The sequence below is a fragment of the Candidatus Polarisedimenticolia bacterium genome (genome assembly GCA_036004685.1).
GTDB lineage: Bacteria > Acidobacteriota > Polarisedimenticolia > Gp22-AA2 > AA152 > DASYRE01.
In genome coordinates this window covers 76,316-97,216 of record DASYRE010000037.1, presented here as the reverse complement: position 1 = coordinate 97,216, position 20,901 = coordinate 76,316, and the positions used below count along the sequence as shown (strand labels likewise).

The 20,901-nt window shown below is 67.9% G+C and carries 18 protein-coding genes; 11 read left to right on the top strand and 7 right to left on the bottom strand.

Going from position 1 to position 20,901, the window contains the following annotated elements:
• Window positions 1-167 precede the first annotated feature (167 nt).
• Window positions 168-752: a hypothetical protein gene (locus tag VGR67_10325; protein HEV8336802.1), complete on the bottom strand. Its 585-nt coding sequence runs from the start codon at window positions 750-752 to the stop codon at window positions 168-170.
• A 97-nt stretch (window positions 753-849) separates the two neighbouring features.
• Window positions 850-2,082, bottom strand: a complete 1,233-nt coding sequence (locus VGR67_10320; protein HEV8336801.1) for a hypothetical protein — start codon at window positions 2,080-2,082, stop codon at window positions 850-852.
• Between the two features lie 37 nt (window positions 2,083-2,119).
• On the opposite strand from VGR67_10320, the gene VGR67_10315 reads away from it, so the two are divergent.
• The 6 genes from VGR67_10315 (at window position 2,120) to VGR67_10290 (ending at window position 9,408) form a co-directional block, all read left to right on the top strand.
• Complete coding sequence (locus VGR67_10315; protein ID HEV8336800.1) at window positions 2,120-3,004, top strand: DUF72 domain-containing protein; 885 nt, start codon at window positions 2,120-2,122, stop codon at window positions 3,002-3,004.
• Between the two features lie 73 nt (window positions 3,005-3,077).
• A complete protein-coding gene (locus tag VGR67_10310) occupies window positions 3,078-3,452 on the top strand; it encodes a VOC family protein (GenBank protein HEV8336799.1) in 375 nt (124 codons plus the stop codon).
• 25 nt (window positions 3,453-3,477) lie between these two features.
• The gene (lexA, locus tag VGR67_10305) at window positions 3,478-4,086 is read left to right on the top strand and encodes a transcriptional repressor LexA (GenBank protein HEV8336798.1); all 609 of its coding nucleotides are present in this window, start codon (window positions 3,478-3,480) and stop codon (window positions 4,084-4,086) included.
• Window positions 4,087-4,096: 10 nt separating this feature from the next.
• Window positions 4,097-5,287, top strand: coding sequence for a hypothetical protein (locus tag VGR67_10300; GenBank protein HEV8336797.1), 1,191 nt, complete (start codon window positions 4,097-4,099; stop codon window positions 5,285-5,287).
• Window positions 5,284-8,394, top strand: a complete 3,111-nt coding sequence (locus VGR67_10295) for a DNA polymerase III subunit alpha (protein HEV8336796.1) — start codon at window positions 5,284-5,286, stop codon at window positions 8,392-8,394. The genes VGR67_10300 and VGR67_10295 overlap by 4 nt, the downstream gene beginning before the upstream one ends.
• An 18-nt stretch (window positions 8,395-8,412) precedes the next feature.
• The gene (locus tag VGR67_10290; GenBank protein HEV8336795.1) at window positions 8,413-9,408 is read left to right on the top strand and encodes a rhomboid family intramembrane serine protease; all 996 of its coding nucleotides are present in this window, start codon (window positions 8,413-8,415) and stop codon (window positions 9,406-9,408) included.
• Between the two features lie 13 nt (window positions 9,409-9,421).
• Here the strand turns inward: VGR67_10290 and VGR67_10285 are convergent, their stop codons facing one another.
• Window positions 9,422-9,745 carry a carboxymuconolactone decarboxylase family protein gene (locus VGR67_10285; protein HEV8336794.1) on the bottom strand — a complete coding sequence of 108 codons (324 nt, stop codon included), beginning with the start codon at window positions 9,743-9,745 and terminating at the stop codon, window positions 9,422-9,424.
• 305 nt (window positions 9,746-10,050) lie between these two features.
• Here VGR67_10285 and VGR67_10280 point away from each other — a divergent pair, with 305 nt between their 5' ends.
• Genes VGR67_10280 through VGR67_10265 form a run of 4 tightly spaced genes read left to right on the top strand, consistent with a single transcriptional unit; the run spans window position 10,051 to window position 13,988 of the window.
• On the top strand, window positions 10,051-10,530 hold the full coding sequence (locus VGR67_10280; protein ID HEV8336793.1) for a CBS domain-containing protein: 480 nt from the start codon (window positions 10,051-10,053) through the stop codon (window positions 10,528-10,530).
• A gap of 16 nt (window positions 10,531-10,546) precedes the next feature.
• Window positions 10,547-12,406: a 2-oxoacid:acceptor oxidoreductase subunit alpha gene (locus VGR67_10275; GenBank protein HEV8336792.1), complete on the top strand. Its 1,860-nt coding sequence runs from the start codon at window positions 10,547-10,549 to the stop codon at window positions 12,404-12,406.
• A 10-nt stretch (window positions 12,407-12,416) separates the two neighbouring features.
• On the top strand, window positions 12,417-13,457 hold the full coding sequence (locus VGR67_10270; protein HEV8336791.1) for a 2-oxoacid:ferredoxin oxidoreductase subunit beta: 1,041 nt from the start codon (window positions 12,417-12,419) through the stop codon (window positions 13,455-13,457).
• 24 nt (window positions 13,458-13,481) lie between these two features.
• A complete protein-coding gene (locus tag VGR67_10265; GenBank protein HEV8336790.1) occupies window positions 13,482-13,988 on the top strand; it encodes a CBS domain-containing protein in 507 nt (168 codons plus the stop codon).
• Window positions 13,989-13,994: 6 nt separating this feature from the next.
• On the opposite strand, the gene VGR67_10260 is transcribed toward VGR67_10265, so the two are convergent.
• The 4 genes from VGR67_10260 to VGR67_10245 form a co-directional block, all read right to left on the bottom strand.
• Window positions 13,995-14,891: an NAD(P)-dependent oxidoreductase gene (locus VGR67_10260; protein HEV8336789.1), complete on the bottom strand. Its 897-nt coding sequence runs from the start codon at window positions 14,889-14,891 to the stop codon at window positions 13,995-13,997.
• Between the two features lie 13 nt (window positions 14,892-14,904).
• Window positions 14,905-16,056: a trypsin-like peptidase domain-containing protein gene (locus VGR67_10255; GenBank protein ID HEV8336788.1), complete on the bottom strand. Its 1,152-nt coding sequence runs from the start codon at window positions 16,054-16,056 to the stop codon at window positions 14,905-14,907.
• A 94-nt stretch (window positions 16,057-16,150) separates the two neighbouring features.
• On the bottom strand, window positions 16,151-16,918 hold the full coding sequence (locus VGR67_10250; GenBank protein HEV8336787.1) for an ABC transporter permease: 768 nt from the start codon (window positions 16,916-16,918) through the stop codon (window positions 16,151-16,153).
• Window positions 16,911-17,873, bottom strand: a complete 963-nt coding sequence (locus VGR67_10245) for an ATP-binding cassette domain-containing protein (GenBank protein ID HEV8336786.1) — start codon at window positions 17,871-17,873, stop codon at window positions 16,911-16,913. Before VGR67_10245 ends, VGR67_10250 begins: the two co-directional genes overlap by 8 nt.
• A 125-nt stretch (window positions 17,874-17,998) precedes the next feature.
• Here VGR67_10245 and VGR67_10240 point away from each other — a divergent pair, with 125 nt between their 5' ends.
• Window positions 17,999-20,851: an alkaline phosphatase family protein gene (locus tag VGR67_10240; protein HEV8336785.1), complete on the top strand. Its 2,853-nt coding sequence runs from the start codon at window positions 17,999-18,001 to the stop codon at window positions 20,849-20,851.
• Window positions 20,852-20,901: the final 50 nt, after the last annotated feature.

The window sequence follows — 20,901 nt, the reverse complement described above, 5'->3', positions numbered from 1 at the left end:
TTCGGCCCCCGATCCATCCCGGCTCGCCGCGTTGCGCCTCGCTTGCGTACCGCCTTGGGTACGCGACGCTCTGGCGCGCCTTGCGATCCGGGCGCCTCGGCGACCTCGGTGTTAACATGATTTCCGAAACGCAACACTAGGAAGGCTAGATTCGGCGGCCGCCCTTGTCAAGGAGGGCGGCGTTCGGTCGACGGCGCCGCCCCGGAACCCGATCGCGCCGGCGGAGCCGGGGACAGCAGGGTCATTTCGAAGAAGCTGTCGGAGGCGAAATGCCGGAGTAGTATCGTTCCATGCTGCCAGCTTCCGAGGATTTCAGGCGATTCGGCGAGCCCGGAATCCTGGGGGCCGTAGATCTTGGTCAGGTGCAGGAGGATCGATTTCGAGGTGATGTGCGGCGCCTGCATGACGGTGACGGTGATGTGGTCGAGGCGGGCTTCGGCGTCGCGGCCCGCGAAAACGAAGGACACGGTCGCGCGCCCCGAGATTTCCTTCACGAACGCCGTCGGGGAGCCGGCCTCCGCCGCCTCCTTCCCGAGATCGAGGCCGGCCGGGAGGTCGGCGCGCCGGATCCCCGGCACGATGCCGAACACTTCCGGCGCGGACCGGGGCTGGTCTCCGAAGATCTGGCGCAGGAGATAAGGGCCCCGCGGCCGGCGGGCTTCCGCCGATTTCGAGGAGCCTTCCTCTCCCGCCGCGCGGGCGGCCGTTCCGAGAGCGAATGCGCCCAGAAGGAGCAGGGAGCCGATCCGCATTGGCAGCTCTCCGTCGGGACGGCCTGAAAGAGGGAAGTCGATGCCGCAAGTTAGGCCTCCGGGACGAGGATGTCAAGACGGGAGGCGGCGCCGCGGCTCACGGGAAGACGACGTGCGCGGCAATCTCCGCGGCGATCCAGTCGATCCCTTTCTCACAGAAGTGCTCGTCATAGGGACATTGGAAGTCGGCGCGGCTGCGTCCTTCCCGCTCCAGGAGATCGGTGAGGTCCAGATAGCTGTCGATCGTCTTCCGGGCGAGGAGACGCCGGAAAGCCTCGGCGCTGGCCGCCTTGCCGCGAGCGGCGAGGGCGCGCGCGCGGAACGAATCGGGGAACTGCACCAGGTGGATGGCGCGCAGCGACGGGATCCTCCGGAGCGCGCCGAGGAGGAATTCCATCTGGGAGTCGAAGTATTCATGGCAGCGGGCGCGCGGCTCGCCGGCGTCGGTGTACGCGGAGTAGCAGGCCCAGTCGCGGCCCCGCGTCATGGCCTCGGGATCGACGTCCGCCGGATCCGGCTCCTCGAAGAAGCGACGGATCCTTCCCAGGCCGCGCGCCAGGAAGAGGTGATCGTCGAGGAAGCGCCGGGGCGCGTCGAGCCGCCGAGGCTCCGGCTTCCGGGCGACGCCCGTGCGGACGCGCGGGATGCAACCTCCGTCGAGGACGACCAGTCCGACGAAATCGCCGGGATAGGCCGGAACGGGATAATCGTAAGCGATGAAATCGGCGCTTCCTTCCGGACGGAGATAGACGCCCTTGCCGAACTTGCGTCCGGCTTCCCGGAGGACGTTGTTGTCGAAGGGATCGTTTTCCACGTACAGGTAAATCGCCGCGACGGGCTCCCGGCTCGCGGCGAACTCCAGCGCCTTGCGGACCGACTGATCGGTTCCATAGCCGCGGACGCCCAGGTTGACGACGTTGTAGCCCAAGCCCCGCCGGCGCAGCGCCTGCTCGAGACGGGCGGGGACGGTTTTCCCGTCGTCGACCTCCATGGAGACGGTCGTGCTGTCCCCCAGGAACAGGATGTCCCGATAGCCGGCGACGTAAGTGCCGGCGCTGGAATTCATCCGGTTTCCCGCGGCGTCGATGTGGACTTCCCCGCGGAAGGCGCCGTTGGTGAAATATCCCGAGGCGCCCGGGACGTGGTCCCATCCCAGGGAAGGACTCCGCCGCCAGAAGAGATGCTCCGCGCTCCGCTCCGCCGCGAGGGGCGCCCTTTCGAGCTCGCGCCGGAAGAAGATCCGCAGGAGGGCTTCCCCGAGGACGCCGGTGGCGGCGGCCAGCAGGAGGAGATAGAGAAGAATGAAAAGAGGCCGCGGGCCCTCGCGCATCTCGCGCACCATACCATGAGTTGGTAGACTCGCTTCGATGATCCGCCTCGGCGTCGCCGGATGGTCCTACCCCGACTGGGAAGGGATCGTCTACCCCGCGCGCAAGACGCGGAGCTTCGATCGCCTCGCCTATCTGGCGCGCTTCTTCGACACGCTCGAAATCAACACCTCCTTCTACCGGATTCCCGAGCCGGCCTACGCGGCTTCCTGGGCGGCGCGCGTCCGGGATCGGCCGGAATTCCGCTTCACGGTGAAGCTCTTTCAGAACTTCACCCACCGGCGCGACGAGCTGAGGCCGGGAGACGAAGCCGCCTTCCGGGGGGCTCTCGATCCGCTGGCGGCCGCCGGCCGGCTCGGCGCGGTGCTGATCCAGTTTCCCTATTCCTTCCGGCCCACCGCGGAGAGCCGGGACGTCATGGAGTCGATCTTCGAGGCCTTCCGCGAGTACCCCCTGGTCGTGGAAGTGCGGCATCAGGCCTGGGCGAAGGAGCCGTTCTTCGACCTTCTGCGCGCGCGGCAAGCCGGCTTTTGCAACGTCGATCAGCCGGGAGTGGCCCGGTCTCTCCGGCCCACCGAAGTGGTCACCTCGCGGGTCGGCTATGCGCGGTTCCACGGGCGCAACGCCCGCGACTGGTTCCGCCGGGAAGGACGGGACGGTCGCTACGATTATCTCTACGCCGAGGAGGAGCTCGCCCCTTGGGTGGATCGAATCCGGCGCATGGCCGAGCAGACCGCCGATCTCTTCATCATCGCCAACAACCATTTCCGTGGGAAGGCGCCCTTGGCGTCCCTGACGCTCTTGTCGATGCTCCTGGGCCGCAGGGTCGAAGCGCCGCCCGATCTGGTGGCCGCCTACCCGCAGATTGGACCCCGGGTCCTCACGCTTCCTCCCAAGGGGCAGGGATCGTTGTTCAGGGATTGACTTTCACCCTCCTTTCACCTACCTTATTACTATCACTTTTCGCCGAGCGGGCCCTTTCGGAAAGGAGGCCGGAATGTTCCAGGGACTGAGGACCGTCATCTATCCTGTGGACGATCTGGAGAAAGCGAAGGCGTGGTACAGCCAGGTCCTGAAAATCAGGCCCTACTTCGACAAGCCGTTCTACGTCGGCTTCAACGTGGGCGGGTTCGAGCTGGGCCTCGATCCCGACATCGAAGGCTCCTCCCGCGGCGGCCTGGTCGCCTATTGGGGGGTCGCCGACGCCGCCGCGGCGTTGCAGCGCCTGCTGGCGCGGGGAGCCACCGCCCACGGCCCCGTCCAGGAGGTGGGAGACGACATCCGCGTGGCCACCGTCACCGACCCTTTCGGGAACGTCTTCGGCATCATCGAGAACCCTCACTTTCCTGCCAGCCACGCTCCGGGAAGGTGAGGATGCCGGCGACCGAGGTTGGGCGATGTACCTGACGGCGCGGCAGAGGGAGATCTACGAGTTCATCCGGGACTACATCGCCCGGAAAGGGGAGGCGCCCACCTATCAGGAGATCGGCCGGGCGCTGCGCCTGCGATCCACCAACGCCGTGGCCAAGCACCTCCGGAAGCTCGAGGAGAAGGGATACCTCAGCAGCCCCTGGGGAAACCGCAAGCGCGCCCTCCGGCTCGTCGAGCACGGAGCGCCCTCCTTCTCCATCCCGTTGCTGGGGACCGTGGCGGCGGGCAAGCCGATCGAGCCGATCGAAGGCAGCGAGAAGATCGAGATCCCGCAAAGCCTGCTGGGAAGCGGCGAGAACTTCGCGCTGCGGGTGCGCGGCGACAGCATGATCGACGACGGCATCCGGGACGGCGACGTGGTGGTCGTGAAGCGGCAGGCCGTCGCCCAGAACGGCCAGACGGTGGTGGCCGTGATCGACGGCGAGGCGACGGTGAAGCGGTTCTACCGGAAAGGAGGCCGCGTGGAGCTGCGCCCGGCCAATCCCGCCCTGCAGCCCCTGTTCCTGGAGGAGGGGGCGGGAGATCTGGAGATTCGCGGCGTCGTCATCGGCCTGATCCGGAAGTTTCAATCGTGAGTCTCCGTCCATGCACCGCGCCATCCTGCACCTCGACATTCCCGCCTTTCCGATCGCCGTGGAGAGGGTGGTGGCGCCGCGCCTGCGGGAGCGTCCGGTCGTGGTGGCCCCCTCCTCTTCGACGCGGGCGCCGGTTCTCGTCGCGTCGCTCGAAGCGCGCGCGGCGGGGGTTTTTCGAGGGATGCTTCTCGTTCGGGCGCTCCGGATCTGCCGCGATCTGACGATCCTGCCGTCCAATCCATCCCTGTACCGCCGCGCCTCTGAAGCCATCCTGAAGCTGCTCTCCGGCTACTCGCCCCTGCTGGAGCCGGCGGGGGAAGGACACGTCTTCCTCGACATGACCGGGACACGGCGTCTGTTCGGCGAGGCGGCCGATTCGGCCGGCCGGATCCACCGGGAGCTCTTCGGGCGCCTGCGTCTCGCCTCCACCCTGGGGGTCGCCTCCAACAAGCTGGTGAGCCGGGTGGCGGCGCGGGTCGTCCGCCCGGAGCGTCTGGTCGACGTTTTTCCCGGCGGCGAAGCCCCCTTTCTGGCGCCCCTGGGAGTCGATTTCCTCCCCTCGGTGGACCCTCCCTCCCGCGAGATCCTGTCGGAAGTCAACGTGATCCAGGTGAGAGAGCTGGCGGCGCTGACGCTGGCGCAGCTGCGTCTCCTGCTCGGCCAACGGCGCTGCTGGCCTCTCTATCGGGAGGCCCGCGGCATCGACGAGTCGCCGGTGCGCTCCCCCACGGCGGCACCGGGAGTGCTGGAAGAGGAGACGCTGGCGGAGGATTCCAACGAAGAAGCGGTCCACCGCCAGGCGCTGGATCGCCTGGTGGTGCGGGGCGCGGCGCGGCTGCGGAAGCTGGAGAAGGAGGCGGCGCGGGTCGCGGTGCGGCTGCGTTACGCCGACGGGGTCACGGCGGCCCGTGAAGAAAGGCCGGCGCGGCCCACCGCCTCGGAGTTCCTTCTCCGCGCCACGGCGGGGCGGCTCTTCGAGACGGCGCGCCGGCGCCGGATCCGGATCCGGCACCTGGAACTGGAGCTGGCGGATCTCCGGACGCTGCCGCGGCAGCTCTCCCTTTTCGCGTCTCCGGCGGAGGGTGCGGTTCGGGCCGGGCGCGAGGCGCGCCTCGAGACGGCGCTGGCGCGGATCCGGGAGCGCCACGGCGAGGCCGCGGTCGCGCCGCGGCGGGCGCGGGACGGGTGGAGGGCGCCGTGAGCCGTTTCGTTCCCCTCGCGGTGCATTCCCATTACAGCCTCATGCGGGGAACGGCTTCGCCCGAGGAGCTGATCGCGGCGGCGGCGCGGCGCGGGTTCGATCGGCTGGCGGTCACCGACACCGACGGCGTCTACGGCATCATCCGGTTCTGGGAGGTGGCCCGCGCCGCCGGGATCCGGCCCTTGCTGGGAGCGGAGATCCGCGGCGCGGACGGACGCGCTTTCTGCCTGGTGAAAAGCGACGCGGGCTATTCCCGGCTTTGCCGGCTTCTCACCCGTCGGCATCAGGAGCCGGCGCTGCGGCTCGCCGAGGCGCTGGCGGAGCGGGAAGGGCTGGTGATTCTCTGCGCCTCCCTGCCGGTGCTGCGCGCCTTGTTCGAGACGGGAGGGGGGCGGGATCTCTACCTGGCGCTGACGGCGGGCGGGGAGGGGCGCGCGACGGGCTCGCTGGCGCGCCTGCAGGAGGCGCGCGCGCTCGGGCTGCCGCCGGCGGCGGCCGGCGAGATCTACTTCACCGATCCCGGCGATTGGGAGATGCACCGGCTGCTCCGGGCCATCGCGCTGAACACGACGCGCGATCGGGTCCCCCCGGAGGAGCTGGCCTCGAAAGGATCGTGGCTTCGATCCCCGGAAGAGCTGGAACGGATCTTCTCCTTCTGCCCCGAGGCGGTGGAGAACGCCGGCCGGATCGCCGGGGAATGCGAGCGGCAGGAGCCTCCCTGGGGACGGCTGATCTTCCCCTGCTTCCAGGGACGGGATCCCGAGGCCGCCTTCGCGCTGCTCAAAGAGCACGCGGAAGCGGGAGTGATCCGGCGCTACGGCTCGATCACCGCCGCCGCCCGCGCGCGCCTCGACTACGAGCTCGCCATCATCCGCGAGAAGCGCTTCGCCGACTACTTCCTGGTGGTCCAGGGAATCGTGCAGCAATCGCCGAGGACCTGCGGCCGCGGATCGGCCGCCGCCAGCCTCGTCTCGTATTCCCTGGGCATCACGCACGTCGATCCGCTCCGGCACGATCTCTATTTCGATCGCTTCCTGAACCCCGGGCGGAAGGACCCCCCCGACATCGACGTCGACTTCTGCTGGGACGAGCGGGACGACATCCTGAAATATGTCTTCGACACCTACGGCGGCGGGCAGGCCGCCATGATCGCGAATCACGTCACCTTGAGACCGCGCGCGGCGGTGCGGGAGGTGGCGAAAGTGTATGGGCTGCCGCCGGCCGAGATTGGCGCCGTGACGTCCCGGTTGAGCCGGTATGGAGGCCCCGAGGATCCGGAAGAGGCGGTCGGGCGCGATCCGCTTTTCCGCGGGCTGCGGCTGCCGCCTCCCTGGATGGAGATCCTGGCCTGGGCGAAGCGCCTCGCCGGCTCCCCCCGGAACCTCTCGGTCCATTGCGGCGGCGTGGTGATCGCTCCGGACGGGATCGACCGGCACGTTCCCGTTCAAAGGGCGGCCAAGGGAGTGCCGGTCGTGCAATGGGAAAAAGACCAGGCCGAGGAAGCGGGACTGGTGAAGATCGACCTCCTGGGGAACCGCTCGCTCTCCGTCATCCGGGACATCCTGGCGGCGGTGCGGCGGAACCACGGGACGGAGATCCGCCACGACGCCTTCAGCCCGCTCGACGATCCGGCGACGCTAGCGCTGATGCGCGACGGCAAGACGATGGGGGTCTTCTACGTGGAGTCGCCCGCCATGCGCCAGCTCCAGCAGAAGACCCGGCGGGGCGATTTCGAGCACCTGGTGATCCATTCCTCGATGATCCGGCCGGCGGCGAACGAGTACATCCGGGAATACGTCCGGAGGCTGCGCGGCGGCGCCTATCGGCCGCTCCATCCCATCCTGGGCAGGATCCTCACGGAGACGCACGGCATCATGTGCTACCAGGAAGACGTCGCGAAGGTGGCGATGGAGATGGGCGGGCTCTCCACCATCGAGGCGGACGGACTCCGGAAAATCCTGTCCCACAAGTGGCCCGGCCGGCGCCTCGAGGATTACCGCCGGCAGTTTCTCGCGGGGGCCGTCGCCCGGGGGGTGGACCGGGAGGTGGCCGACAAGGTCTGGGAGATGATCCTGTCGTTCTCGGGCTATTCCTTCTGCAAGCCGCACTCCGCCTCCTATGCCCTCGTCTCTTTCCAGGCGTGCTACCTCAAGGCCCATTACCCGGCGGAGTTCATCGCCGCGGTGATCAGCAACCAGGGGGGGTATTACTCGGCGCTCGCCTACGTCTCCGAGGCGCGCCGGATGGGATTGGAGGTGCTCCTGCCGGACGTGAACGCCTCCGCGATGCATTACACCGGAGTGAGCCACCCGAGGCCGGCGAACGGGAGGGCCCTGGAGGCAGAAACTTCCGGCCCGCCGGAGAAGCGGGGAAGCGTGCGAGTGGGATTCATGCAGGTGAAGGGGCTGAAGGAGGCGACGGTGGAGGCGCTGCTCGAGGAGCGGCGGCGCCGGGGAGCTTTCCGATCGATCGCCGATTTCCTGGCGAGGGTGGACGCCGATCCATCGGATGTGCGGCTGCTGATCCGCTCCGGCTGTTTCGACTCGATCGCGGGACGCCGTAGCCGGCCGGCGCTGACCTGGCGCCTCGCCGCCCATGCCGATCGAAGAGCCGCGACGGGAAGGCAGCCCTCCCTGTTCGAGCCGGAGCGCGCCGATCTGCCGGAGCCCCCGGAAGTGGACGGGGAGAAAATCCTGAGGGAGGAAGCCGACACGCTGGGCTTTTTGGTGAGCCGGCATCCGCTGACGCTTTACCGGCGGGCGCTTTCCGGAATCGGCACCATCGCCGCCCGGGACCTGGGGCGCCACGCCGGCCGGCGCGTCACCACCGTCGGCTGGCTGATCACCGGCAAGCTGGTGGAGACCCGCAAGGGGGAGCCGATGGAGTTCCTCTCCTTCGAGGACACCACCGACATCTACGAGACCACCTTCTTTCCCCGGGCGTACGACCGATTCTGCCGGATCCTGACGAACACCCGCCCGTTTCTCCTGCGCGGCAAGGTGGAGGCGGATTATTCGGCGCTGACGCTCACGGTGGAAGAGGCGCGGTGGCTCGAAGCGGGAAAGCGCCCCGCGCGCCCGGCCGCGCGCGCCGCGAGGATCGGTTAGACTCTGCCGATGCAGCTCGTGGCGCAGCTCCTCCGCTCCCTCTTCGATCTGGCGATGTCCCTGATGGGGCTCCTGGGGATGCGCGGCTCCCGCTGGGAGTGGAAGAAGAGCCAGTGGAAGATGTCGCTCGAGTCGAAGCTCGCCTCCTGGGAGATGACCGACCGCGGCGTGCGGGCGAAGGTGAGGATGTGCCGCCATTGCCGCGAGCTGGTCGACCGGAGCCTGGCGACCTGTCCCGCCTGCGGCGCTTCGATGCGCGACGTGCCGCGCGGCGGCATCGGCCGGCTGTTCGCCGCGGTCCTGCCGCAGTTCTCCTCGCTCACCGCGATTCTCATCACCGCGAACGTGGCAATCCTCGCGATTCAGCTGATGACCTGGGGTGCGGAACCGACCCGGGGGTTGTTCAGCATCTTATCCCCGCGCGGGGAGGCCCAGTTCGTATTTGGAGAGAAATGGACCTCCGCCATTCTCAACGGCCAATACTGGCGGCTCGTCACGGCCGGATTTCTCCACGGGGGGATCCTCCACCTCGCCATGAACTGCTACGCGCTATCGATCCTCGGTCCGATGCTGGAGGAGGAGTTCGGGTGGCGCAAGATTCTCGTCGTCTATCTCGTCAGCGACATCGTCGCCTTCTCGGTGAGCACCCTATTCAGACCGGACACCGCCAGCGTAGGGGCCTCGGGACCCCTGTTCGGACTGCTCGGATTCGGAGTGATCTTCGGGAGGTTCCGGGCCGGCGCGCGGGGGAAGGCCATGTCGGATCAGCTGATGCGCTGGATCACTCCCGCGATCGTGATGCTCTTCCTGCCGGGAATCGACAACGCCGCCCACGCCGGAGGATTCGCGTGCGGCGCTTTGCTGGCCCTGGGGATCGACCCCGGCGAGCCGCGCACCGAACGGGCGCGGAAGATTTGGGCCGTGCTGACGACGTTGAGCCTGGTGATCCTGATCGGGGCGTTCGTCGCCATGCTGATCGAATACCCGGCGAACGTCGAGCTGCTTCGACGCTGAGGGTCGTGGGCCTCTATTCTTCCGGATCGCTCAGGACGTCCTCGGCCCAGGTGAGCGCCGCCATCATCGTCGGGAGCCCGAGCGTCGGCAGCGCCAGGAGCACGGCGTGGCGGATCTCCTCGGGCTGCATTCCCGCTTCCAGCGCCTTGCGCACGTGAGAGTGCAGGCCTCCCTCGAGGCGGGCTCCCGTGGAGAGGCCGATCTTGACGAGCGCCTTTTCCCGCTCGCTCAGCGGGCCCGCGGCGGCGCACGCCTCGCCGAGCTTCTCGTAGGCTTCCATCATGAGGGGCTGCTGGTCTTTCAGTCGGCGGTAGCTCCGGGGAATCTTGGGCGACATCGTAACCTCCCAGCTCGTGCGAGGAAGACCGACGCGATGAAGATAACACACCCCGCCGGAATCGCTTCCGCGGATCGTGAAGGCCGCGCCGCGGCGGGCGGGCTTGAGCGCCGCGGCCGGACGCAGTAAACTATCGTCTGCCCGACAGCTTGGGACCAGGCATTCTGTCCGGCCGGTGGGGAAGGTCGGGCCCGGCGGTGGAGCGCGGCCGATTTCGACACTATATTGTCCGAGCACCCGGGCCCACGGACCTTGGGGACCCGGTCCTGAATCAGGACGGTTAACGTTCGTCGAATCCGTGGGTTATGAAGCTTAGCGCGACGGTCGTCGAAGCGCTCCAGAGCGAGCGCATCCGCACCTTGCGGCTCAGCGAGCCGGTCCGGGTGACCCCCGACACCACCCTTTCCGACACCCTCCGAGCCATGAAGGCCTCCGGCAGCGGCTGCACCCTGGTGTGTGAGGAGGGCCGCGTGGCCGGGATCTTCACGGAGCGGGACGTGCTGAACAAGATCGCCGGCTCGAAGGTCGATCTCACCGAGGCGATTCGCCACCACATGATCCGCGATCCCAGCTCGCTGAATCCGGACGACACGCTCCAGGAGGCGATTCAGCTGATGGTGGACAAAGGGTACCGGCACGTCCCACTCGCGGACGCGCAAGGACGCGAAGCGGGAATGGTATGCGCCAAGGATCTCGTCGAATACATCGCCGAACACTTCCCTGCGGAGGTGGTGAACCTGCCTCCGCGACTGCATCAGGTGATGCGGAAGCCAGAAGGCGGCTGAAGGAGTCCGATCGATTGTGAGCACACAAGCGGAAGCGCAAGTTCCCGAACCGAAGAGCCAGGTCCAGGAGCTCGACACCGTCGTCATCCGATTCGTGGGAGACTCCGGTGACGGCATGCAGCTGACCGGGACGCAGTTCGCGGACACGACGGCCATCGCCGGCAACGACCTCGCCACCCTGCCCGACTATCCCGCGGAGATTCGCGCCCCCGCCGGCACGCTTCCCGGGGTGAGCGGCTATCAGATCAGCTTTTCCTCGCGTGACATCCACACCCCCGGGGACCAGCCCGGCGTGCTGGTCGCCATGAACCCCGCCGCGCTGAAGACGAACATCCTGGATCTGGAGGATGGAGGGATTCTGATCGTCGACACGGATGCCTTCACCGCCCAGAACCTGACGAAGGCGGGATACAAGAGCCATCCCCTGAAGGACGGAAGCCTCGCCGGCTACCGTCTCTTCGAGCTGCCGCTGACGAGCATGACCCTGCGGGCGGTAGGCGACACGACGCTGGGAGCGAAAGCCGCCACGCGATGCAAGAACTTCTTCGCGCTCGGGCTGGTGTTCTGGCTGTACGAGCGGCCGGTCGATTACACGGAGCAGTGGATCAAGGAGAAGTTCAAGGGGAACGAGGAGGTGGCGCGGGCCAACCGGGCCGCGCTCCTGGCCGGTTACAACTACGCCGAGACGACGGAGATCTTCACCACCCACTACCGCGTGCGCAAAGCGCACCTCGCGCCCGGCACGTACCGGAAGATCACCGGCAACGAGGCGACGGCGCTCGGCTGCGTCGCGGCCTCGGTCCTCTCCGGGCGCCCGCTCTTCTACGGTTCCTATCCGATCACGCCGGCCAGCGACATCCTGCACGAGCTCTCGCGGCTGAAGAACTTTCCGGTGCGGACCTTCCAGGCCGAGGACGAGATCTCCGCGATCGGAGCGGCGATCGGCGCCTCCTACGGCGGCGCCCTGGGGCTCACCGGCACCAGCGGCCCGGGCGTGGCGCTGAAGAGCGAGGCGATCGGCCTGGCGGTGATGACCGAGCTGCCGCTCGTCGTGATCGACGTGCAGCGCGGCGGGCCGAGCACGGGGCTGCCCACGAAGACGGAGCAGGCCGATCTGTTCCAGGCGGTCTTCGGACGCAACAGCGAGTGCCCGGTCGCGGTCGTGGCGCCGGCGACTCCGGCCGAGTGCTTCACGATGGCCCTCGAAGCGTTCCGCATCGCCGTCCGCTACATGACGCCGGTCCTGTACCTCTCCGACGGCTATCTGGCCAACGGAGCGGAGCCCTGGAGGATCCCGGCGCTGTCGGAGCTTCCCGAGATTTCGGTGCACTTCCACACCGATGCGTCGACCTTCCAGCCCTACCGGCGCGACCCGAAGACCCTGGCGCGGCCCTGGGCGATCCCGGGTACGATCGGCCTCGAGCACCGGATCGGCGGCCTGGAGAAGGAGGACGTGACCGGGAACGTCAGCTACGATCCCCTGAATCACGAGAAGATGGTGCGGCTCCGCGCCGAGAAGATCGCGCGGATCGCCGAGGACATCCCCGATATCGAGGTCCACGGCCGCGACTCCGGCAAGGTGCTCGTGCTCGGCTGGGGCAGCACCCACGGGTCGATCACCTCCGCGGTGGAGGAGATGCAGTCCCGCGGGGCGGAAGTCTCCGCCGCCCATCTCCGATATCTGAATCCCTTCCCCAGGAATCTCGGGGAAGTCCTCGCCAAATTCGACAAGGTCCTCATTCCGGAGCTGAACCTGGGTCAGCTCCGTTTCATGATTCGCGCCCACTTCCTGGTGGACGCCGTCGGGCTGAACAAGGTCCAGGGAAAGCCCTTCAAGATCTCCGAGATCGTCCGCAAGATCGAGGAGATGCTGTGAGGAAAGACTGATGGCGCAGACGGAAGGAACGGGGCTCCTCGAGCCCCCGAAACTGACACGGCAGGATTTCGTCACCGATCAAACGGTCCGGTGGTGCCCGGGATGCGGCGATTACTCCATCCTGGCCCAGGTCCAGCGGGTCATGCCTGAGCTCGGGATCCCGAGGGAGAAGATCGTCTTCATCTCGGGAATCGGCTGCTCGAGCCGCTTCCCTTACTACATGAACACCTACGGCTTCCACAGCATCCACGGCAGGGCGGCGACGCTGGCGTCGGGACTCAAGATCTCGCGCCCGGACCTCTCGGTCTGGGTGGCGACGGGAGACGGCGACGGGCTGAGCATCGGCGGGAACCACCTGATCCACTGCCTCAGGCGAAACCTGGACATCAACATCCTCCTGTTCAACAACCGAATCTACGGGCTGACGAAGGGACAGTACTCGCCGACCTCCGAATTCGGAAAGAAGACGAAGTCGAGCCCCTTCGGGACGGCCGAGCAGCCGATCAACCCGGTCTGCGTGGCCATCGCCTCGGAGGCGACGTTCGTGGCCCGGAGCATCGACATCGATCCGGTCCATCTCGCCAAGATCGTCCATCGGGCGGCGCAGCACAAGGGGACGTCGTTCGTGGAGATTTACCAGAACTGCAACATCTTCAACGACGGCGCGTTCGAGGACTTCACGGCGAAGGACGTGAGATCGGAACGGGTGCTCGTGCTGGAGCACGGCCACCCGATGGTCTTCGGGAAGAACCGGGACAAGGGGATCCGGCTCAACGGCCTGGATCCCGAAGTGGTGACGTTGGGCCGGGACGGCGTCACCGAAAAGGATCTGCTGGTCCACGACGAGAACGCCCCCGAGCCGACCTTGGCGTATCTCCTCTCCCGGATGAGCTATCCCGAGTTCCCGGTTCCGGTGGGAGTCTTCTATTCCGCGCAGCGCCCGACCCTGGAGGAGATCCTCACCCAACAGGGGGAGGAGATCGCCCGCCGGAAAGGGCCCGGCGACATCGAGAAGCTGATTCGAGGAACCGAGACCTGGACGGTCGCCTGAGGGGCGATCGGATCGAGGCGCGTCATGATCTGCCCCGATTGCGGCCACGACAATCTCGCCGGGACCGACGCCTGCGAGCAGTGCGGGCAGGAGCTGGCGTCGCTGGACATCCCGACCCCGAGCGGCGGGATGCACACGACCCTTCTGGGCACTCCGCTCCGGGACGTGGGATTGCACGCCCCGAACGTCGTCTCCTCCTCCACCTCGCTGCTGGAGGCGATTCGCCTCATGCAGCGCACGCGCCAGGGAAGCGTCCTGGTGGTGGATGAGGGGAGGCTGGTGGGGATCTTCACGGAGCGCGACGTCCTGAACCGGATCGCGGGAGAGAACGTCGACCTCGCGGCGGTTCCCTTGCGGGATCACATGACGCCCGATCCCCAGGCGCTCAGCGAAGACGACGCCCTGGCGTTCGCGCTGCACCGGATGGCGGTGGGCCATTATCGCCACGTGCCGGTGGTGCGCGACGGCTCCCCGGTGGGATTCCTGTCGATCCGCGGAGTGCTTCGCTTCCTCGCCCGCCACAAGGCCTGAGAAAGCCTAGGACTCGATCTTCGTTCCCGCCCGCCGCTCCACGATCCGCGCGATCGAAATGAAGTCCTCCTCGCCGTATCCGCCCGCCATCGCGTCGGAGAAGAGGTCGCCGACGACGCGGCTGGTCGGCAGCTCCGCTCCCAGTCCCGCCGCCTCGTCCAGGATCAGCCTGAGGTCCTTGTGCATCAGCTTGAGCGAGAAGTTGGCGGAGAAATCCCGCCTCATCAGGAAAGACCCCTTGTAACGGAAGAGCGCCGCGTTGCCGGCCGAGTGCTGCAGGACCTCCAGGATCGTGTCGGGCGAGAGTCCGAGGCGCTTGCCGAGCGCCAGCCCCTCCGAGAAGACGGCGAGCATGCCCGCCTGGATCAGGTTCAGAACGAGCTTGGCGCGCGTCCCGTCGCCGCAGCGCCCTACGTGAAGAATCGTCCGGCCGACCGCCGTCAGGACGCCGCGGGCCTTCTCCAGGACGGCGGCGTCCCCGCCGACCAGCAAGGTCAGCGTCCCGTCGACGGCGCCGCTCCGGCTTCCCGTCACCGGAGAGTCGAGAAATCCGACGTGAGCGCGTTCCGCCTGCCGGGCGATCCCCTCGATCTGCGCGACGGCCTGGGTTCCCATGTTCACCAGGATCGTTTCGGGGCGCAGCCCCTCCCAAACCCCGTCCGGTCCGCCGAGGACCGCATCGAGGGCGGGCGGATCGGCCACCATCACGATGGTGATCTCGGCGTCGCGCGCCGCCTCCCGCGGAGAGGACGCCAGGGTCGCGCCTTCCGGGACCAGCGTCGCGGCCTTGGAAGGGGTGCGATTCCAGACGGTGAGCCGGTGGCCGGCGCGCAGCAGGTTGCGGGCCATGGGCCCGCCCATGATCCCCAGCCCGAGCACGGCCACCGCCGGCCGGGCGCTCACCCGCCGGCCCCGATCACTCGATCTCCTGCAGCGTGACCACCGCCTGGCGCTTGGCGTCGCCGCGCACGTATTCGACGGTGACCCGGTCCCCGACCTTGTGGCGATCGAGAATGGTCATCAAGTCGTCGGCAGTCTCCACTTCTTCTCCGTCGATCGCGGTGATCACGTCGCCCAAGATGACCTGGCCCGTCGCCGTCTCCACGGCCCCCTTCAGGCCCGCCCGTCCCGCGGCGCTGGAAGGGGCGAGTCTCATCAGGACGGCGCCCTTGATCCCGTAGCGTGCCGCGATGCCGTCGGAGAGCAGGTGCACTCCGAGCCCCGGCCGGATGATTTTACCGTGCGCGATGAGTTGCGGAACGATCCTCCTTACTGTGTCCACCGGGACCGCGAAGCTGATCCCCGCGAAGGCGCCGCTCGGACTGATGATCTGCGTGTTCACCCCGATGAGACGGCCCGAGCTGTCGAGAAGAGGGCCGCCCGAGTTGCCGGGATTCACCGCCGCGTCAGTCTGGATGACTTCCTCGATCGTTCGATCGCTCATCGAGCGAATCGTCCTCCCCAGGGCGCTCACCACGCCCGTCGTCAGGGTATGGTCGAGGCCGAAGGGATTGCCGATCGCCAGGGCCTTCTGGCCGACGCGCAAGTCCTTCGAGCTGCCGATCGCCAGCGGGATCAGCGATTTCTTCGGGGCCTGGATCTCGAGGACCACCAGATCGTGATCCGGATCCGATCCGGCGATCGCCGCGCGGTACTCCGAGTGGTCGGCCGTCACGACGGTGATCCGGTTGGACCCGGCGATGACGTGATAATTCGTGACGACGTGGCCCTGATCGTCCCACACGAAGCCCGACCCCGATCCCTGCGGGACCTCGAAGACGTTCATCGACCAGAAATCGCGGCGCAGCGCGCTGGTGGTGATGAAGACGACGGAGCGTGAGGCAGCCTCGAAGACCTCGATCGTGGCGCGCTCGTCCGTCCCGAGGTCGGCGGAAGGCGCCGGCGCAGGGGCGGGGGGGGAGGGGCGATCGGCGGCGCGGCCCGCTGCGGGCGCCGTCGCGGCGGCGCGCGACGAAGGGGGTGACGAGGATCCGCCCTGCACGCACGAGTTCGAGGCGACGAGAAGCGCCGCGAGCGGCGCGAGAATCCGCAACAGCCATGGTCCCATGGTCCCGGGAGTCTACACGATCTCCTTTCGGGGCGGCAAAACGGTCGAGCGCCGCGGCGGCCGGCGTTGGCGCGTCGAGTCAGGGCTCGGCGGATCAGGAAATACGCCGCCTCAGCGCGAGCGAGCCGAGGACGAGGCTGACGGCGTCGAAGACGAGGAGGACGGCCGCCATCCGCAGGAGTCCCGGCCAGTCCCAGCCCGAAACGACGAGCGTCCTCATGCCGTTCACCGCATAGGTCATCGGATTGACGCGCGCCAGAGCCGCCATCCACCCCGGCATCTTCTCCAGCGGCACGAAGGCGGTCGACAGGAAAGCCAGAGGCAGGGTGAGAAAGCTGAGGATGGCGAAGAACTCTCCGTGGTTCGTCAGGCTGAAGGCCAGCACCAGCGACACGATCGTCAGGGAGAAGCCCAGGAAGAGCCCGAGGATCAGCAGGGCGACGAGACCGGCCAGCCCGGTGGCGATACGCACCCCGAGAAGGTAGGCGAGGGTCACGACGATCAGCACTTGCAGCGAAGCGACCAGGTTGACGTAGAGGAAGCGGCTCACCAGGATCGAGGCGCGGGAGATGGGCGCCGCCAGGATGCGCGTCAGGGTGCCCGACTCCTTGTCGAACAGCAGCTCGATCCCGCCGGAGAGGCTGCTGCCGAAAACCGTCAGGGCGATGATTCCGGGAAGGATGAAGGTCCGGTAGCTTCCGCCCGGGAGCGCCGCCGGTGCCATTCCCGAAAAGGCTCCGCCGAAGAAGACGAGGAACGTGATGGGCGACACCAGGGCGAAGATCAGGCTGAACCGCTCGCGGCGGAGGTGAATGAGCCACCGGACCATCTGGGCCCGCGTCTCCTGGATGAAGTCAGTCATGGGGCGCGTCCTCGAACCGGTGGCCGGTGTATTTGAGAAAAACTTCGTCGAGACCCGGGCGGGAATAGGAGATGCGGTGAACGCTCGTCCCGTGGCGCGACGCCAGCTCGAGGATTCGGGGGACCGCCGTCTCGTTCGCCTCGACGTAGACGGTGAGGCGCGAGCCGTGAAGCCGCGTCTCCTTCACGAAGGGGAGGGAGGACAACGGCGCGGCGAGCGGCGCCAGCGGCTCGCCGTCCGGCTGCGGCGCCTCCAGGGTGACGACGTCGCCCCCGAGCGCGGCGCGCAGCTCGGAGGGGGTCCCCGACACGGCAATCCGCCCGCGATCGATGATCGCCACCCGATCGCAGAGACGATCCGCCTCGTCCATGTAATTGGTGCTGAGGAATACGGTGACCCCCGACGCCTTCAGGGAGGCGACGTGGCGCCAGAGATCCGAGCGGACCTTGACGTCCAGCCCCAGCGAGGGCTCGTCGAGGAACAGGATCCGCGGCCGATGGATCAGGCCGCACGCCAGATCCAGCTTCTTCTTCATCCCTCCCGAAAAAGTGCGGGTCGGGCGGTCCGCCGCCTCCTCGAGGCCGACGAGCCGGAGCGCCTCCGCGACGCGCGCCTCGCGTCCGGAGCGGGGAAGGTGATACAGGTCGGAGAACCAGCGCAGGCTCTCGCGGGCGGTCAGCGAACGATCGGCGGTGAGCTCCTGAGGGACGTAGCCGAAGAGCCTCCGGGCCCGGACGGGATCCCTCACGACGTCGACGCCGCCCACCTCGGCCATGCCCCGATCGGGCTGCGCCAGGGTGATGAGGATCTTGACGGTCGTCGTCTTCCCCGCGCCGTTGGGTCCGAGCAACCCGAAGGTCTCGCCCGGCGGGACTTCGAGATCGACCCCGTCCAGCGCGACGACGGATCCGTAACGCTTCACCAGTCCGCGGGCCCGGACGGCGGGTCGTTCCAAGAGTCACTCCCGTGGGCGAATCGCGGCGGAATATAGCAGAGCGCCCGGCGCCGTTCAAACCCCGCGATGGCGGCCGCCCCGGGATCGGTCTGGTATAATTTCCACGCAGGAGGGCAGTCCGTCTCATGCCGAGAAAACCCGGTCCATGGCTCCCGGCCTCCCTCTTCCTGCTCCCGATCCTCGTTCTGTGCGCCACGCTGACCCGGGTCCCGGCGGGGTTCCAGGCGGTGCAGCGCGGCGGATTCGGCCTCGGCTCCCCGAAAGTCCTCGCCCCCGGCCTGCATTTCCGGATCCCCCTGCTGCAGACCGTGCATCGTTATCCCTCGGCCCGGCTCGCGGTCGACGGAACGGGCGATTTCACTTCTTCCGAAGGCGTCAGTCTGCGCCTGCCGTACCATTTCTCGGGGCGGATCGATCCGGCGCGCCTGGGCGATTTCGACGAGCGGGCGCGCGGCCGCCCCGTCCGGGTCTTCCTGCAGGAGGCGGTGCAAAGGACCCTCTCCGCCTGGCTGTCGGGAGAATCGGCGGCAAAATGGACCGCCGGGGAGAGCCGGAGCATTCCGGACGCGGTGGCCGGGGAGCTGGCCGCTCTGGGCCTGCAGGAAGTGCGTCTCGTCCTCGGCAGCGCCGCCGGCGCGCCCGAGGCCCGCAGGGCCTCGGCGATCACCGCGCTGCAAGCGCGCTCCCGGAGCACCGGGAGAAAGATTCTGCTCATCGGACTCGACGGGGCCGACTGGCAGTTGATCGATCCCTGGATCCGGGAGGGCAAGCTCCCCACGCTCGCCCGGCTCAAGTCGGCGGCCGCCTGGGCCAACCTGAAATCGATGCAGCCGATCCTCTCGCCCTTGCTCTGGACGACGGTGGCCACGGGCCGGACGCCCGAGGAGCATGGGATCGTCGATTTTCTCGTCAAGGATCCCGGCACCGGGGAGCGGGTGCCGATCTCGTCGCGGTTCCGCAAGGTCGAGGCGCTCTGGAACATCTTCAGCGAAATGGGGAGAACGGTGGACGTCGTCGCCTGGTGGGCCTCCTGGCCCTCCGAGCCGATCCGCGGAGTGATGATCTCGGATCGCGTCTCCTACTCGCTGTTCGGCTATCAGGCCGACGCCGAGAAGCTTCCCGGCGCCACCTATCCGGAGGACTTCCTCGCCACGGCGCGCGGCCGCCTCGTCAGCGACGCCGACATCACCCTCGGCGAGGTCCGTAAATTCGCGGACGTCACGGCGGTGGATTTCCAGGAGCGGCGCGCGCGGATCCAGGAAGGCGATCCCCGCAAGGCTTATGCCGACCCGGTGAACCATCTGACGAGAATTCTCGCCTCGACCCGCAATTACCAGACCCTGGCGCTGGAGCTGCTCGGGCGCGGGCAGAGCGATCTGACGATGCTCTATTTCCAGGGGATCGACGAAGTCGGGCATCGCTTCGCCCACATGATGCCGCCGAAGATGGCCATGGTGACCGACGACGAGTACCGGCAGTTCCACGGCGTCGTGGAGGCTTTCTATCGCTACCAGGACCGCCTGCTCGGCGAGATCCTCCAGCACGCCGATCCGCGCACCACCGTGGTGCTGCTCTCCGACCACGGATTCAAGAACGGCTCCGGCCGCCCCACCGACGATCCTCCCTATATCGAGGGGAAGCCGGGTAAATGGCACCGTCTCTACGGAATCTTCCTGATCGCCGGCCCCGGGGTCCGTCCCGGAGCCCTGGACACCGTGTCGCTGCTCGACGTCGCCCCGACGGTACTGGCGCTGGCCGGGATCCCTCCGTCGCGCGAAATGAAGGGGCGCGTCCTCGCGGAAGCGCTCAGGCCGGCGGAAGCCAAGAGCCTGGCGCTCGAGAGAGTCGAGACCTACGAGCTCGGAGCGCGGCCCGAGTCGTCCGCCACGGCGACGACCGAAGCCGATCGGCAGATGATCGAGAGCCTGCGCTCTCTGGGCTACATCGCCTCGGGAGACGGGGGCGGGGGAAGCCGGGACGAGGCCCCGAGCGGAGAGCTGACGGGCGACACGGTGACCTATCATTCCAACCTGGCGGCACTTCACCTGAAATCGAAGAACTTCGCGAAGGCCCAGGCGGAAATCGACGCGGCGCTGCGGATCGTCCCCGACTACCTGCCGGCGCTGATGACGCAGGCCTCGCTGGATCAGGCCACCGGCCGGACGGACAAGGCGCTGGAGGTCTACCGGAAGATCGTCGATTCAGGCGGATCGGAGCGCGGAGTGATGAGCAGCCTGGCCGGCCTGTTCGAGAAATCGGGACGCCTCGAGGAGGGAATCGCCTACTTCTCCCGGCTGCGCGAAAGCCGTCCCGGCGTCGCCGAGGCCTCCCTCTCCCTCGGCCGGCTGCGTGAGGCGAAGGGGGAAGCGGCCGCGGCGGAAGCCCTCTACCGGCAGGCCGTCCGGGAGGATCCCGCCGGACCGGAAGCGGCGGCGAGACTGTTCGAGATTCTGAAGAAGAAAGGGGAGGAGGCGACGCTGAAGCCGGAGGTGGCGCGCGGCCTCTCCTTGAACGAGAACTCGGTGGGACATCACAACCTGATGGGGCTGATCCTCGAGCGCGAGGGGGACTGGGCGGGCGCCGAGAAGCATCTCCGGCGGGCGGCCGAGCTGGATCCCGATTACGCGGGAGTGCTCGCCAACCTCGGCTCGCTGTGCGCCCGGACCGGGCGGCTGGAGGAGTCGATCCGCATCCTCAGCCGGGCCGTCGCGAAAGAGCCGACGAACTACGAGGCCCGGATGAACCTCGGCGCCGCCCTGGGGAAGGCGGGACGCCACCGCGAGGCGATCGCTCAGTTCGAAGAGACGCGCCGGCGGGGATTCCGCTCGCCGGCCCTCTTCAACGGCCTCGCCGTGGCCTACCATGAGACCGGACAGATTCAGAAGTGCATCGAGAGTCTCAAGGAATCGCTCTCCCTCGATCCGGCGCAGCCCGAGGTCCGGGCGCTGCTCTCCGACGTGGAGTCGCAGCGCTCCTGAGCGCCGGGGCCCGGAGCGATCGCCCGGGGGCCTCGCCGCTTCGCGCTTCG